The sequence below is a fragment of the Paraburkholderia gardini genome (assembly GCF_907164575.1).
Lineage (GTDB): Bacteria > Pseudomonadota > Gammaproteobacteria > Burkholderiales > Burkholderiaceae > Paraburkholderia > Paraburkholderia gardini.
Window position 1 is genome coordinate 51516 of record NZ_CAJQYY010000006.1, and the last position, 16030, is coordinate 67545.

The 16030-nt window shown below is 60.2% G+C and carries 11 protein-coding genes; 1 reads left to right on the plus strand and 10 read right to left on the minus strand.

All coding sequences use genetic code 11. The annotated features are described in order from the left end of the window. The first annotated feature begins 86 nt into the window (after positions 1-86). Entirely contained in the window at positions 87-1034 is a 948-nt protein-coding gene (locus LPA34_RS06590; protein ID WP_228976216.1) for a glycosyltransferase family 2 protein, read from the plus strand. A 54-nt stretch (positions 1035-1088) separates the two neighbouring features. Here LPA34_RS06590 and LPA34_RS06595 read toward each other — a convergent pair whose 3' ends face one another. The 10 genes from LPA34_RS06595 to LPA34_RS06640 all read right to left on the minus strand — a co-directional run bounded on the left by LPA34_RS06595 (position 1089) and on the right by LPA34_RS06640 (position 15885). Further along, positions 1089-1976, minus strand: coding sequence for an ABC transporter permease (locus tag LPA34_RS06595; RefSeq protein WP_228976218.1), 888 nt, complete (start codon positions 1974-1976; stop codon positions 1089-1091). After that, the gene (locus LPA34_RS06600) at positions 1973-2815 is read right to left on the minus strand and encodes an ABC transporter ATP-binding protein (RefSeq protein ID WP_228976221.1); all 843 of its coding nucleotides are present in this window, start codon (positions 2813-2815) and stop codon (positions 1973-1975) included. The genes LPA34_RS06595 and LPA34_RS06600 overlap by 4 nt, the downstream gene beginning before the upstream one ends. A gap of 189 nt (positions 2816-3004) precedes the next feature. Further along, positions 3005-4066, minus strand: a complete 1062-nt coding sequence (locus LPA34_RS06605) for an ABC transporter substrate-binding protein (RefSeq protein ID WP_228976225.1) — start codon at positions 4064-4066, stop codon at positions 3005-3007. A 51-nt stretch (positions 4067-4117) separates the two neighbouring features. Further along, positions 4118-5008, minus strand: coding sequence for a TauD/TfdA dioxygenase family protein (locus LPA34_RS06610; RefSeq protein WP_407672519.1), 891 nt, complete (start codon positions 5006-5008; stop codon positions 4118-4120). A 311-nt stretch (positions 5009-5319) separates the two neighbouring features. Next, positions 5320-6615: an MFS family transporter gene (locus tag LPA34_RS06615; protein WP_228976226.1), complete on the minus strand. Its 1296-nt coding sequence runs from the start codon at positions 6613-6615 to the stop codon at positions 5320-5322. 849 nt (positions 6616-7464) lie between these two features. Further along, positions 7465-9144 carry a SpoVR family protein gene (locus LPA34_RS06620; RefSeq protein ID WP_228976228.1) on the minus strand — a complete coding sequence of 560 codons (1680 nt, stop codon included), beginning with the start codon at positions 9142-9144 and terminating at the stop codon, positions 7465-7467. Further along, on the minus strand, positions 9141-10412 hold the full coding sequence (locus tag LPA34_RS06625) for a YeaH/YhbH family protein (RefSeq protein WP_228976229.1): 1272 nt from the start codon (positions 10410-10412) through the stop codon (positions 9141-9143). Before LPA34_RS06625 ends, LPA34_RS06620 begins: the two co-directional genes overlap by 4 nt. Before the next feature lie 126 nt (positions 10413-10538). After that, a complete protein-coding gene (locus LPA34_RS06630; protein WP_228976232.1) occupies positions 10539-12461 on the minus strand; it encodes a PrkA family serine protein kinase in 1923 nt (640 codons plus the stop codon). 644 nt (positions 12462-13105) lie between these two features. Beyond that, a complete protein-coding gene (locus LPA34_RS06635; protein ID WP_228976234.1) occupies positions 13106-13867 on the minus strand; it encodes a 2-keto-4-pentenoate hydratase in 762 nt (253 codons plus the stop codon). Positions 13868-14139: 272 nt separating this feature from the next. Then, positions 14140-15885, minus strand: coding sequence for a methyl-accepting chemotaxis protein (locus tag LPA34_RS06640; RefSeq protein ID WP_228976475.1), 1746 nt, complete (start codon positions 15883-15885; stop codon positions 14140-14142). Between the last annotated feature and the right edge of the window lie 145 nt (positions 15886-16030).

The following is a 16030-nucleotide window of genomic DNA, read 5'->3' on the forward strand; positions in this document are numbered from 1 at the left end:
CCTGGTGTCGCATGGCGAGCAGTTCGTCATGGGAGCGGGCTGTATTGACCCTCACGAACACAGGCTCACGAACCAGGGCGAACCAGATGACGACGCAAACGAAGGTCTCCATTTGTCTGCCGACCTGCAACCGTCCGGATCTCATTGTCGAGTGCATCGAGTCGTGCCTCGCGCAGACTCACACAAACATCGAGATCCTGATAGGCGACGATTCAAAAGACGACCGCACGCAAAGGATGATCGCGACGCGCTATCAGCACGAACCACGCATCCGTTACGTGAGGAATACACCCTCGCTTGGACAGGCGCGCAATGTGTCGAGTCTTTTTGCGCGAGCGGGCGGCAGCAAGATTCTGCTGATTCACGACGATGACTATCTTGCCGTCGATGGCATCGAGCGTCTGGTTTCGCTCTGGCAGCGCCATCCGGATCTCGACGTGGCGTTCGCGAACCAGTACGAGGTCGATCAGGCGGGTCATGTCGATCGCGACGCCAGCGACCGCCTGAACGCCGATTTTTACCGCACGAAAGGCGCTGAAGGATTGCAGCGGCAACCGGGGCGCACGGGCCTCATCCAGATGTTCCCGAACAATGGCTGGATGGCGGATGCCGATCTCGTGCGCCGCATCAGCTACAAGGAGCGGTACGGGATGTGCTGCGACTATGTATTTGGCGTCGAACTCTGCCTTGCTGCGAAGCAGGTGTATTACCTCAACGAATACGTGTCGTTCTATCGCAAGACCGACGTCTCGATTTCGACGACGACCAGACGTTCGACAAACGCGGCTTCGGTTTCCGCCTATGCGTTCATCGAAAAGCTTCGCCTTGACCGTCAGCTTGAACCGGCGCGCAAGCTCGCATTGCGACGTATCGTACCGATCGTCGTTTCGGTCTATTCTCGCAACCACGATCCGGTCAAGGGGCTGCGTATCGCGGTAAAGAACCTGTTCGCCTATAACTACGGCTTCAGCATGCGGCTTTACTATCACCTCATGATGATTTCGCGTTCGATGCTTACGCTCAAAGCGCGTTGATCCGTCAATCAGCGCTGCGCACGCGCGGTGGCTAACGTACCGCGCTCACACCGATCAATGCTGCACACCCCAACGACGCACCGTCACGCGCTCCAGCGTGTCGAATACAAGATGCTCGACGAGGAGACCAATCGCAATCACCGCGGCGAGTCCGGCGAACACGCGGTCGGTATAGAGTTCGTTGCGGTTCTGGAAGATGTACCAGCCGAGGCCGCCATTGCCGCTGCTGGCACCGAATACGAGTTCCGCGGCGATCAGCGTGCGCCACGCAAAGGCCCAGCCCACACGCAGACCGGCAAGAATCGACGGCAAAGCCGCCGGCACGAGAATCAGCGTCACGTGGCGCAAACCGCTCAATCCATAATTGCGTCCAGTCATGCGCAGCGTTTCAGGCACGGCCTGAAAACCTGAATACGTATTGAGCGCGAGCGGCCACAGTACTGCGTGTACGAGCACGAACAGCAGGCTGCCCGTGCCAAGCCCAAACCACAGCAGCGCAAGCGGCAGCAGCGCGATAGACGGCAACGGGTTGAACATCGCGGTGAGCATCGAAAGCAGGTCACGGCCAATGCGCGTCGACACCGCCAGCGACGTCAGCAGAAACGCGAACAGCACACCCAGCAGATAGCCGCGCAGCAGAACCGACAGCGACACCGCCGTCTTCTGCAACAGCTCGCCCGACAGGACGCCCTGAACGAACGCATTCAACGTCGCGCCAAACCCCGGCAGCAGCAGATCGTTATTCAGCACGCGCGCCGCGAGCTCCCACGCCGCGAGCAGCACCAGCGCGATCAGCGTCTTGCGCAACCACGATTGCGCCATCAAACGCCGCGCCACCGGCAACGGCGCTTCGGCGACGACGTCGCCCGGCAACTCCGGCGAGCGCTCGTACTCAGGCCGCACAGGCGGCAACCACGACGTACTGGAAGTGGGCGTGCTCATTGGACAGGCTCCGTCTCTTCGAACAGCAGGCGATGAATGTGCGCCACGCTGCGCTGAAAATCGATACGCCCGAAGCTGTCGTGCGAGTATTGATGGCTGTTGAGTTCCGCGCGAACGCGCCCCGGATGCGGAGAAAGCAGCAGGATCCGGTTGCCGACCACGAGCGCCTCCTCGATCGAATGCGTGACGAACAGCAATGTAAAACGCGTCTCTTCCCACAGGCGCAGCAGTTCTTCCTGCATCTTGCGTCGCGTGAGTGCATCGAGCGCGGCGAACGGTTCGTCCATCAGCAGCACGCGCGGCTCCATCGCGAGCGCACGCGCTATCGCGACACGCTGTTTCATGCCGCCGGATAACGTATGCGGGTAAGCGTCGACAAATGCAGCAAGGCCCACCTTCTCCAGATAGTGCAACGCTCGTTCTTTCGCTTCCGCGCGTCCGAGCTTCTTTGCGGTACGCAGCGGAAACATCACGTTTTGCAGCACCGTCTTCCATGGTGGCAGCTGGTCAAACTCCTGAAACACGACGATGCGATCCGCGCCTGGCCCGCGCACCGGTTTGCCATCAAGTGAAATCGAGCCCGAACGCGGCGCGATGAATCCCGCTACCGCCTTGAGCAACGTCGATTTTCCGCAACCGGAAGGCCCGAGCAGCACGAAACGGTCGGCGCCGTAGACGTCGAAACTCACGTTGTGCGTCGCACGCACGATGCGTTCGCGGGTGTGGTATTCGAGGTTGACGCTATCCACGGCGAGCAGCCGCTCGCTATGTCCGGGCTGTGATACGGCGGCGGCCTCGCCGGCCGCATCCGGGAAAAGCGTAGAAGGATTGGCTACCATCACTCGGCTCCTTGCGCAAAAGCTGTATCGAATGGTTCGGGCGTCATGGCGTTCACGACTGGATACCGCAAGTGCAAACCAGCACGATACGGTTCACACGCCCGCTGACCAACCAACGATTGCGCATATTCAATACAGCCTGACGCATAAGCATCGATTTCACTGCGATGACGTCCGCCAGCGCGCGAATCAGCTTCCACCCGCTGTGGCCGGGTCGTCGAAGAAATAATCCTTCCATGACCTGGGCTCATTGCGGATCGCGCCGACGCGATACATGAACTGCGCGAGCGCTAGCGTGTTCTGCGGCGCGACCTTGAACTGCACCTGCGGATCGCGGATGATCGACAACAGCAGCGCGCGATCGATCTTCGAATGATTCACGCGGATATAGGTATCGGCGGCCGCCTCGGGATTGGCACTCACGTAACGCGCGGCGTCGACGAGTGCGTCGACGAATGCGCGATACGTCTTCGGATTGTCGTTGCGGAATTTTTCCGTCGTATAAAGTACGGTGGCCGAGCTCGGGCCGCCCAGCACGTCGTACGAATTGAGAACGATGTGCGCTTTCGGATTGCTGGCCAGTTCCTGCTCCTGGAACGGCGGATTGCCAAAGTGCCCGGTGATTTCCGTTCCACCCGCGATGATCGCGGCTGTCGCATCCGGATGCGGCACCGTCTGCGTCAGTCTGTCGAGCCGGTTGAAATCCTTTTCGCCCCAGCGCTGCGCGGCGGCGAACTGCAACATCCGTGATTGCACGGAGACCGATACCGCCGGCAACGCGATGCGATCCTTCTCCGTGAAGTCCGCGATTGTCTTCACGTTCGGATTGTTCGACACGAGGTAATAAGGGAAATTGCCGAGCGACGCGACGCCCTTCACGTTCTGGCGGCCATGCGTACGGTCCCAGATCGTCAGCAACGGACCGACCCCAGCACCCGCGATATCGACCGAACCGGACAGCAGCGCGTCGTTGACCGCGGAGCCGCCGGAAAGCTGTATCCAGTCGACCTTGATGTCGATGCCGGCCTTGCGCCCTTCTTTCTCGATCAGTTGCTGGTCACGCGCGACGTTCAGCAGCAAATAGACAATGCCGAACTGTTCAGCGATACGGATCTGGCCTTCGGCATGTGCCGGAACGGCCACGCCAAAGCCTGCGGCGGAAACCACGAGCGCCAGGAACGCGGCGGCGAACCGGCGCACGAAGCGCGCGCGTTTAAACGGCCGGGGAGCGGCCGGACGAATTGAATGCATGGGAAACCTCAGGGTGCGTGGAGCGGCGCGTCAGGGCGCGCGTGAACGCCGTTAGAACGGCACATCGCCTTCGATGGTCGTGCGATACATCTTGCGGCGCAGATGGTTGGGGGTGCCGGCGGCAAGATGCATCAGCGAGCGGTTGTCCCAGAACACCAGATCGTGTTCCGCCCAGACGTGGCGATATAGATGCTCCGGCCGCACGCTATGCGCGAAGAGTGCGTCAAGCAGTTCCCGGCTTTCGTCGTCGGGCAGGCCCGCGATGTGCGTGGTGAAATGTTCGCTGACAAAGAGCGCCTTGCGGCCCGTTTCGGGATGCGTGCGCACCACCGGCTGCAGGACGGGTTTTACCTGCGCGATCTGTTGCGCCGAAAGATCCGGACGCCACGGGCTGCGCTGCTGCAGTTCCGCGTATTTCGCGAGATAGGTGTGCTGCGCGAGCCGCCCTTCGACCGCGTTGCGCAGATGGGCGGGCAGCGTGTCCCACGCGAGATGCATGTTGGCAAAGAGCGTGTCGCCGCCTTCGGACGGCAATTCCTGCGCATGCAGCAGCGAGCCGAGGCTGGGGTTTTCCTTGTACGACAGGTCGGAATGCCAGAAATGGCCGGCATCCCCGAGCCCGACTGGCTTGCCGTCCTCGACGATGTTCGATACCACCAGCACTTCGGGATAACCGGCCAGCTGGAACTGGTGCAGCACATGAATCTGCAGCGGGCCGAAGCGGCGGCTGAACGCAATGTGCTGATCGGGCGTAATGCGTTGATCGCGGAACACCAGCACATGATGATCGAGATGCGCGCGATGAATGCGCGCGAAATCGTCCACGCCGAGCGGCAGGCTCAGGTCGAGACCGAGCACCTCGGCGCCGGCTGGCGCATCGAATGCGCGGATTTCGATGCGCTGCGATGGCACGGATCCGGATGACTGGATATCGGCTTCGATACCGGATCGATAAGGGTCCTGATGCACGGAGCGATGAACGGCTCCGTGAGGCGGTTGATGGTCGGAAGTAGCAAGTGTCACGCAAAACTCTTCATCAGATCGTCGGATGGGCTAGCGTCGAAAGGCGCTCTTTCAAACCGTCAATCTACGGGTGTGGTCCATCGTGAGCAACGAAGCAAATCCGATACGTTTATCTGCTGGAACGATAAGCGCAACGCTCGTCTGGAAAAACTGTTGCGTTCCGCCAGTAAAAACGGCGGCACCGGAAATACCGGAGCCGCCGTTCTGACGCGCCGCGAAGCGTGTGTCGCTTACGGTTCGTTACGCAGATACCCTTCCTTGCCCGGGTCGCGCATGCGTAACGACACGAGGCCCGCGATCGCGCAAAGTGCCGTGACGTACCAGTAGAACATCGGTTCGCTGCCGGCCCGCTTGAGCCACAGCGCGACGTATTCCGCCGAGCCGCCGAAGATCGCGTTGGCGAGCGCATACGAGAGTCCGACGCCCAGGGCGCGCACTTCAGGCGGGAACATTTCAGCCTTGATCAGACCGCTGATCGACGTATAGAAGCTCACGATAGCGAGCGCCAGCACGATCAGGCCGAATGCCGCGTACGGATTCGTGATGTCCTTCAGCGTATGCAGCAGCGGCACCGTGCCGATGGTGGCGAAAAGGCCGAACAGGATCATCGACGTGCGACGGCCGATGCGGTCCGACAATGCGCCGAAGAGCGGCTGCATGATCATGTAGACGAAGAGCGCACCCGTCATCACGCTGCTGGCCGTCTTTGCGTTCATGCCTGCTGTGTTGACGAGGTACTTCTGCATGTAGGTGGTGAACGTGTAGAAAATCAGCGAGCCGCCGGCCGTGAAGCCGAGCACCGTCGCAAACGCGCCCTTGTGCGCCCACAGCCCCCGCAGCGTGCCCGCTTCCTTGCGATGACGCATTTCGGCCGTCGTGGTTTCGTCGAGTGATTTACGCAGATAGAGCGCGACGAGTGCGGCGAGCGCGCCGATGACGAACGGAATACGCCAGCCCCACGCCTTCAGTTCCGCGGTGGAGAGGGTCTGTTGCAGGACCACGAGCACCAGCAGCGCACAGAGCTGTCCGCCGATCAGCGTGACGTACTGGAACGACGCGAAGAAGCCGCGACGACCCTTGAGCGCGACTTCACTCATGTAGGTCGCGCTCGTGCCGTATTCGCCGCCGACCGACAGCCCCTGGAACAGGCGCGCGACGAGCAGAAGCGCGGGTGCGAGCGCGCCGATCTGCGCATAGGTTGGCAGCACGGCGATCACCAGCGAGCCGCCGCACATCATGAACACGGAGACCATCATCGCGGTGCGACGGCCTTTCTTGTCGGCGAGACGGCCAAAGAACCAGCCGCCGATTGGGCGCATCAGGAAGCCTGCCGCGAAGACACCGGCGGTATTGAGCAACTGGGTTGTTGTGTTGCCACTTGGGAAGAACGCGGGCGCGAAGTACAGGGCGCAGAACGAGTACACGTAGAAGTCGAACCATTCGACGAGATTGCCCGAGGAGGCGCCGACGATGGCGAAGATGCGGCGACGGGTGTCGTGAGGCTGGAGGACGGAGAGGTCGGTCATCGGGTTTGTTTTTCCTTTCTCTGTTTTTTGGTTTTTCTGGTCTGGTACTGTTTTTTTGTTTGGCTTGCGGCCGGAATTTTACCGGATGTAAGGTTTTGGTTAAGGGGTTTGTTGGCTTTTTGCTGGTATTTTTTGGGCCTTTCCTTGAATTCGTGTCGGTCTATTGGTGTTGCCCCTGTGCGGGGCGGCACTTACTTTTCTTTGTCTTCCAAGGGGACTTCCTTCGGGGCGTCTTCCAAAGAAAGGTAAGCAAAAGAAAGGCGCTTCGAAAGCGCTACTGTTTCCAGGTGCGTCATCCCCCGGGAATGGCAACCCATGAAGTGTCGCCCTCGCACTTCAGGCCGCATCGGTCCCCGCGCGATTTCGTCCCGCGCGCCTTCAGCACCCGTGACAAGGCGCTCATCCTCCCCGCTTCGCGCACGCGGACGGGTTCACAAAATGAGACCGGCCGAACGAAACACGCTGGTCTACTGGAGTTGTCCGTGCCCGTCATGCGGGATTCGCGGAAGGAACGCACGCGCAATCCCGAGTCACCGGTCGGCGACGCACGCAGTGCGGAGCCGGGTGAATGACTGCTTTGTCACGGGAGGTGCTGTGCGAGGGACGGTCCCGCGCGGGGACCAATGGGAGTTGACTTGTGAAGGAGACACTTCATGGGTTGCCATTCCCGGGCAATGACGCACCGGGAAACGGGGGCCTTTCGAAGCGCCTTTCTTTTGCTTACCTTTCTTTGGAAGACGCCCCGAAGGAAGTCCCCTTGGGGGGCAAAGAAAAGTAAGTGCCACCCCGCACAGGGGCAACACTAATAGACCGACACGAACACAAGGAAAGGCCAAAAAATACAGAACATCAAGCCCTGATCAAGGGCGCCACATACCGACATTCATACCGCTTCCTTACTGTCCCACTCTCATCAACGCTTTCGAGAAAAACGTCAAACTGCCAGAGGCGAGCCATATGCTTCAAAACCTCTTCACTGTCACCAGAGAGATGCCGGTTATCGCTCATGAAATGCCGAAGGGTCAAACTCCGGTCGCCACGCGTATTCACCGACCACACCTGAATATTCGGCTCACGATGATGCATATCGTACTGCCGCGACAACGCCTGCCTCACATACTGATACCCGCTCTCATCATGAATCGCGGAAACCTCAAGCGCATCCCGCATATCGTCATCGAGCACTGAAAACAGCCGCATCTCCCGAATCAGATGCGGCGAAAGATACTGCGCCACAAAACTCTCATCCTTGAAATTGCGCATCGCGTAATGCAGCGCTTCCAGCCACGGACTGCCGGCCAGTTCAGGGAACCATTGCCTGTCTTCGTCAGTAGGCGATTCGCAGATGCGCCGTATGTCGCTCATCATCGAAAAACCCAGTGCATACGGATTGATGCCGCTGTAATACGGCTTCGTCACCGGAGGCTGGTACACAACGTTGCTGTGCGAATGGAGAAACTCCATCATGAAGCCGTCTTCCAGCTTGCCCTGGTTATAGAGCGTGTTGAGCAACGTGTAATGCCAGAATGTCGCCCATCCTTCGTTCATGACCTGCGTCTGCCGCTGCGGATAAAAATACTGCCCCACCTTGCGGACGATCCGGATTACTTCCCGCTCCCACGGCTCAAGCAAAGGCGAATTCTTTTCCGCGAAATACAGCAGATTTTCCTGCGGCTCAGGCGGATAACGATCTTCCGTCTCCTCTGGCAATGCTTCCTTCTTCGAAGGCAACGTGCGCCACAATTCATTCACCTGCGATTGCAGGTACGCCTCGCGCTCGCGCCGTGCCGCCGATTCCTTCGATAGCGACAGCTTCTGCGGACGCTTGTAACGGTCCACGCCATAATTCATCAATGCATGGCACGAATCGAGCAGCTCTTCCACGCGATCGAGACCGAAGCGTTCCTCACATTCCGCGATGTAGTTTTTTGCGTAGACGAGGTAGTCGATGATCGCGTGGGCATCCGTCCAGAGCCGGAACAGATAGTTGCCCTTGAAAAACGAGTTGTGCCCATACGCCGCGTGCGCGATGACGAGCGCCTGCATCGTCATCGTGTTCTCTTCCATCAGATACGCGATGCACGGATTCGAATTGATGACGATTTCGTACGCAAGCCCCATCTGCCCGCGACGGTAGCTCTTTTCAGTGGAAAGATAATGCTTGCCGAACGACCAGTGCCGGTAATTGACCGGCATGCCGACGGACGCATACGCGTCCATCATCTGTTCGGAACTGATGAGTTCGAGCTGGATGGGATACGTGTCGAGCCCATACTGCTCCGCAACATGGGAAATGTGCGTATCGTATTCTTCGATGAGCTCGAAGGTCCAGTCGGACGGGCACGGCAGAGGCCGTCTATCGGCAACGTTCATACGGACTTCCCTTTGCCCTTCCACGGGCACCGCGGTTTGCCCAGGTGCTGCTGCTGCCCCGGCGGGGCCAGCGCTACCGGAATCCCTCTCCTTCGCGCTCTTGCCGCGCTCTGGCTTGTAGCCGCGCGCTTCATTGTGCAGATGTCGTGTTGTCATGAGGACGCCACCTGCTTTTCGAACAGTTCCCGGAAAACCGGGTAGATATCCGCTGCCGTTTCCACTTTCTTCATGGCCATCTGCGGCGCGCTCAGCGCGAGTTGCGCATATTCGAGCCACAGGTTCTGCTCTTCAGGCGTGACCTGAATATATGCAAAATAGCGCACCTTGGTCAGAATGTCATCTGCCAGCATCTTGCGGCACTTCGGCGAATCGTCAGTCCAATTGTCGCCGTCCGATGCCTGGGCGCCGTAAATATTCCATTCACTCGGCGAATAGCGGTCCTCCATCACCTTCGTCATCAGTTCGAGCGCGCTCGACACCACCGTGCCGCCGCTCTCCGTCGAATGGAAAAACGTGTCTTCGTCGACTTCCTCGGCACGCGTGTGATGACGGATGAACACCACTTCAATCCGCTCGTAGTTACGCTTGAGAAAGAGATACAACAGGATGAAAAAGCGCTTGGCCAGATCCTTGCGCTGCTCGTCCATCGAACCGGAGACATCCATCAGACAGAACATCACCGCCTGGCTCGACGGCTCCGGCTGCTTCACGCGGTTCACGTAACGCAGGTCGAACGGATCGATAAACGGAATGCGCCAGATGCGGCCGCGCAGATGATGGATTTCCTCTTCGAGCACCTTGATCTCGTCGCGACGGTCAGCCGGATCGGCCTTCATCTCTTCGAGCTGCTTTTCGAGTTCGTGCAGTTCGTTGACGAGCGGCGCACCGAGCGCGATGCGGCGGCCAAGCGCGCTGCGCAGCGAACGTACGACGTCGATGTTGTTCGGCGTGCCTTCGGCCGCCCAGCCTGCGCGGATACTTTTCCACGTCGGCACAGCGAGCAGATGCGTCTTCACAAGACGCGGCAGTTCGAGATCGTCGAAGAAATACTGCATGAATTCTTCGCGGCTCAGTTCGAATACGAAGTCGTCCTGCCCTTCGCCTTCGTTGCTTGCGCTGTTTCCGCCGCCACCACCGCCTCCGCCGCCGGGACGCGGAATCCTGTCGCCGCGGATATAGTCGGCGTTGCCGGGATGCACCATTTCACGCTTGCCGCCCGGGCCGTGCCGGAACGAAGGTTCCGCGATGTCCTTGCGCGGAATCGTGATGCTCTGCGTGTTCTGGATGTCCTTGATGCTACGGTCGCGAACCGCTTCCGATACGGCGCGACGAATATAGTTCTTTACGCGACGCAGAAAGCGTTCGCGATTTGCAATGCTCTTGTTCTTGCCTGCCAGCCTGCGGTCGATGATTTGATGAAGCACACCCGGTCTCCCGCTCGAATTTCTGGAGCGCGAGACGCAAGTTGCGCATGCAACCTCATGTCCATGCGGCTTGCGCCTCGCAAGGTGCCCGCGCCGTTGCGCGACGCAGGCCGTACGCCTTGTGTGTCATGACGACTTGCGTACGCGCAGATACCAGTCGCACAGGAGCCGCACCTGCTTCGGTGTGTATCCCTTCGCGACCATCCGGTTGACGAAGTCCTCGTGCTTGCGCTGTTCCTCCGCCGATCCCTTCGCATTGAACGAGATGACCGGCAAAAGTTCTTCCGTGTTCGAGAACATCTTCTTTTCGATCACGACACGCAGTTTCTCGTAGCTGATCCAGGCCGGATTTTTCCCGGCATTCGCAGCACGCGCGCGCAGCACGAAATTGACGATCTCGTTGCGAAAGTCCTTCGGGTTGCTGATACCCGCGGGCTTTTCGATCTTCTCCAGTTCGGCGTTGAGCGCGGCACGGTCGAAGCTCTCGCCGGTATCGTGATCGCGGAACTCCTGATCCTGGATCCAGAAGTCCGCATACGTCACATAGCGATCGAAGATGTTCTGCCCGTACTCGGAATACGACTCCAGATAAGCGGTCTGGATTTCCTTGCCGATAAACTCCGCGTAGCGCGAGGCCAGCACGTCCTTCACGAACGACAGATACTTCTGCTCCGTTTCCGGCGGGAACTGCTCGCGTTCGATCTGCTGTTCCAGCACGTACATCAGATGCACCGGATTCGCCGCGATTTCCGTCGAATCGAAGTTGAACACGCGCGAGAGAATCTTGAACGCGAAACGGGTCGACACACCCGTCATGCCTTCGTCGACGCCGGCGAAATCTCGATACTCCTGGAACGATTTGGCTTTCGGATCGGTGTCCTTCAGATTTTCGCCGTCGTACACCTGCATCTTCGAAAAGAGGCTCGAGTTCTCCGGTTCGTGCAGACGCGTCAGCACCGAGAACTGCGACATCATCTTCAACGTGCCCGGTGCGCATACCGCGTTCGACAGCGACGAATTGCGGATCAACTTTTCGTAGATCTTCATTTCTTCGCCGTAGCGCAGGCAGTACGGCACCTTCACGACGAAGATACGATCGAGCAGCGCTTCGTTGTTGCGGTTGTTGCGGAACGCCTTCCATTCCGACTCGTTCGAGTGGGCGAGGATGATGCCGTCGAACGGGATCGCGCCGAAGCCTTCCGTGCCCTTGAAGTTGCCTTCCTGCGTTGCAGTGAGCAGCGGGTGCAGCACCTTGATCGGTGCCTTGAACATTTCGACGAATTCGAGCAGGCCCTGGTTCGCGAGACACAGGCCACCGGAATAGCTGTATGCGTCAGCGTCGTCCTGTGCGTACTGTTCGAGCTTGCGAATGTCGACCTTGCCGACGAGCGAGGAAATGTCCTGATTGTTTTCGTCGCCCGGTTCGGTTTTGGCAATACCGATCTGCCGGAGAATCGACGGGAAGCGACGCACAACGCGGAACTTGCGGATGTCGCCGTTATATTCGTGAAGGCGTTTGACGGCCCACGGACTGAGAATGGTTTTGAGGTAGCGGCGTGGAATACCGTACTGTTCTTCGAGGATCGGACCGTCCTCGTCGTAATCGAAAAGCCCGAGCGGCGATTCGTTCACGGGCGACCCCTTGATCGCATAGAACGGCACACGTTCGGCCAGTTGTTTCAGACGTTCCGCAATCGACGACTTGCCGCCGCCGACCGGCCCAAGCAGATACAGGATCTGCTTCTTTTCCTCGAGCCCCTGAGCCGAGTGCCGGAAATACGCGACCACCTGCTCGATCACTTCTTCCATTCCGTAGAACTCACGGAACGCGGGGTATACCTTGATCACCTTGTTCGCGAAGATACGCGACGTACGCGGATCGTTACGGGTGTCGATCTGTTCGGGTTCCCCGATAGCTGTCAACATGCGTTCGCCCGCAGTGGCGTACGCGGCGGGATTGTCTTTGCAGAGCGCGAGATACTCCTCGAGCGAGAGTTCATCCTCCCGGGTTTTCTCGAAGCGGGTCGCGAAACTGCCGTAGATATCCATGCTACCTCCTCGCCGAAGTCTAGACCGATGTCGTGCGCGGCGCGCTAATCGGAAACAACATCGCTCGAATTCATCCTAAACCCTTTTAAATTTTTTTTCACGAACTACGTTGCGAAAATCGGCCCGCAACGGCGTCGTTACATTCGTCCCCTGGAAAAGCCATTTCGGGTCACCTACAATCTTCCGTCACACACAACGGTCCTGCGACCCCCAACGCAGCATTCGAATACGGCGCTATCGCTGACATTCGTGCTGTCGATACAGCATAAACGTTCTTCGGCCGCACAATCGCAAGCACGCGATGACGCTAATGTCTGCACACGCACATTACGCATGCGACTCATGTGCGCGCAACCACATTCACCCGCGACGCATCGTGTCCGCGCTTCACCGATCCGTGCCTCCGGCACTGCTTCTTTCCCTCAACGCGCGATCGGGGTGAATGGTGCACATAAACAGGTTTACGGCAGCTACAGGCACGCGCTGCAACTGGATGCAGTGCCTGTTACTTTTTCGCATGACGGAGTGTGTAACAGAGAGAAGGTGCGCGAGCGCGCATTGCAGCGCGTCGCGAGACGGGGCGGATCCTGGCACCCCGGATTCAAGGCACGTTCAAGGCACCTATAAGGCCCGCTTGAGGGCCCTTATGTCAGGACGATATCCACTTCACCGAGGCCGTAAATGCGCCCATGCACGGTGCCCGGCTGTTCGATGCGGTGGGCGCCGACGTACGTGCCGGTGGTGATGGTCCACTCAGGCTCGATTGCGATACCCATGGCAGCGCAATGGTTAACGAACCAGACGAGCAGTTCGCGCGGATCGCCGGCCGGATTACCGGTCGACCCGGGTACGAGCGACGCACCGTTGAAGGTCAGATCCAGTTCGGGCGAAACGAAGTCGAACGTGCGCGCAACGCCCGCGTAAGGCACGGACTGACCGGTAATGAGCGCGCCGTTGTTCTGCGCATCGGCCAGTTGCGCGAGCGGTGCGACCTCGGGCCAGTCCGCAAAGCGGCTGTCGACGATCTCGATGGCGGGCAGCACGGTACCGACACGCGCGAGCACCTCGTCGCGCGCATAGGCGACGTTGCGTGGCTCGATCGGTTCGGTGAAGCGAAAGGCGATCTCCAGTTCCAGCAACACGCGAAAGAACCCGCTGTGGGCGACGCTCGCGGGCGAGGCGATGACGCAGGGCGCTGGAATCGGGGCGCCCGAGGCGGCCGCGCCGGGGCTCTTCGCGCCGATTTTCCAGCCGCCCGTGGTGGTGCCCAGTCCAGCGATGACGGCCTGCTGGATCGCGTAGGCGCTGGCCGCATCGGGTGGCAGGCTGTCCAGTGACAGCCCTTCGACCGGGCGATGCTGCTGGCGCGCTTTCACGAGGCGTGTGGCGAGGTCGTATTGCGTCATGTAGGTCCCTTCCAGGCACGCTATCGCGCTTGATTGTGATTGACGACGTGTTCACTGCGTTGCAGTGGCATGATGCCCTGGACGGGCCCACCCATTCATGCCGCGAGAGCAACCTTCGCGCCCGACAATGTACCGGAAGCGCGTCGATCCTGGGTCACCTCATTATTCTGAATGGCGAAAAAAAGACCGTGATGGCCGGCACAAACCAGCAACCACGGTCTTTCGAGGGGACCTGCATGCGCCGCCGCCACGCTGCGGCAGCGCCGTGTTCTTCAGAAGGTTTCCCAGTCCTTGTCGCTGCCCGCTACTGCTACGGCCATGGCCGCGGCACGCGGTGCCGCGGCCAGCGCCGGTGCGGCGCTGGCGGGTCTCGCCGGCGTCGCCGGTGCCGCCCGGGCCACTTTGCTGGCTGGCACCGCCGTCGCCCGATGCACCGGCTTGCGTGCCGCGGCCACGACGCCCGATCCTGCCGGGCCATCTTCCAGATGAAATACGGAGACGGCCGTGCGCAGCCTGCCCGCCTGATCTTCCAGCGACTGCGCTGCGGCCGCTGCTTCCTCGACGAGCGCCGCGTTCTGCTGGGTCGCTTCGTCCATCTGCGTCACGGCTCGCGCGACCTGGTCAATGCCGCTGCTCTGCTCTTCCGAGGCCGCGGCGATTTCGCCCATGATATCGGTCACACGCTGCACCGCACCGATGATCTCGGTCATCGTGCGGCCCGCCTCGTCCACGAGCGCCGAGCCCGACTGCACGCGTTCCACCGACGTATCGATCAGCTCCTTGATTTCCCTGGCTGCCGCCGACGAACGTTGTGCAAGGCTGCGCACCTCGCCTGCCACGACCGCGAACCCGCGCCCTTCCTCGCCCGCGCGGGCCGCTTCGACGGCCGCGTTCAGCGCCAGGATGTTGGTCTGGAACGCGATCCCTTCGATGATCGAGATGATGTCGGCGATCTTCGTCGAGCTCTGGTTGATGTCGCCCATCGTGCCGACGACCTGCCCGACCACCGCATTACCCCGGTTCGCGATCTCCGACGCGTTGGCGGCCAGCGCGCTTGCCTGGCGGGCATTGTCGGCGTTCTGCTTGACGGTGCCCGTGAGCTCTTCCATGCTCGCCGCCGTTTCCTGCAGCGCCGAAGCCTGCTCTTCCGTACGCGAGGACAGGTCGATATTGCCGGCGGCGATCTGGCGCGTCGCCGTGGCGATCGATTCGCTGCCGGCGCGCACCGAGCGCACGGTCTCGATCAGGCTGCGCTGCATCCGGCCGACGCCTTCGAGCAGCTGGCCCATCTCATCGCGTGAACGCACCACAATCGGGCGCCGCAGGTCGCCTGCGGCGATTGCGTCGAAATGTCCGATGGCTTCGCCAAGCGGGCGGGCAATGGCGCCGCGCAGCGTAATGTACGAAAAGAACGCTGCCAGCAAGCCGGCGACAATCGCCACCGCGGTCACGATGCGAAACGTCGCGAAGCTCGACTGCGCGGCGTCGTAGCCGTCCTTCGCCTGGTTGAACTGGAGCTTGCCGAGCGTCTCATCGGCGGCCGACAGTTCGACGTGCGCAGCCTGCAGCTGTTTGGCCAGATCGAGAAGCTTTGCCTGGTCGCCGGCTGTGACCGCCGCGGCGAACGCATCTGCGACCTGATATTCGGCTGCGCGCTTGACGACGACATCCTGGGCGAGGCGGTCTTCCTCGGGTCCACGCGGCAGGTCCATGTATTTCTTCCACGCGTCTTTCGATATCGAGCGCATCAGACGCGCGCGCTCGAGGGTCTTGAGCGCGTCCGGCGTGCCGATCTGGAAGGCGGAGCGGTCGAGCGCGAGACGCTCGCGCGCGACATACAGTTCAGCGGTGCCGATATTCTTCGCGCTCGGCATCTGGTCGGTGAACGTGCTGCGATAGGCGTCGTTCGCCTCGCTCATGCCGGAAAGACCGAGTATGCCAATAGCGATCGACAGCGCGGCGAGAAACGCCATCGTCAAACCGATGCGCGCCTTGATGGTGATGCCCTTGTTCAACATGCTTCTTCCCGTATGCCATCGAATGAGAACTGGCATGCGCGACACCTGGATTCGCCGCGCACACGTTTGCTCCGGCGTAGATCCGTCGCTCTGGACGTGTTTACGGCACCCCTGAACAGGACTTGAAGTTTTTATATTGTCTGAC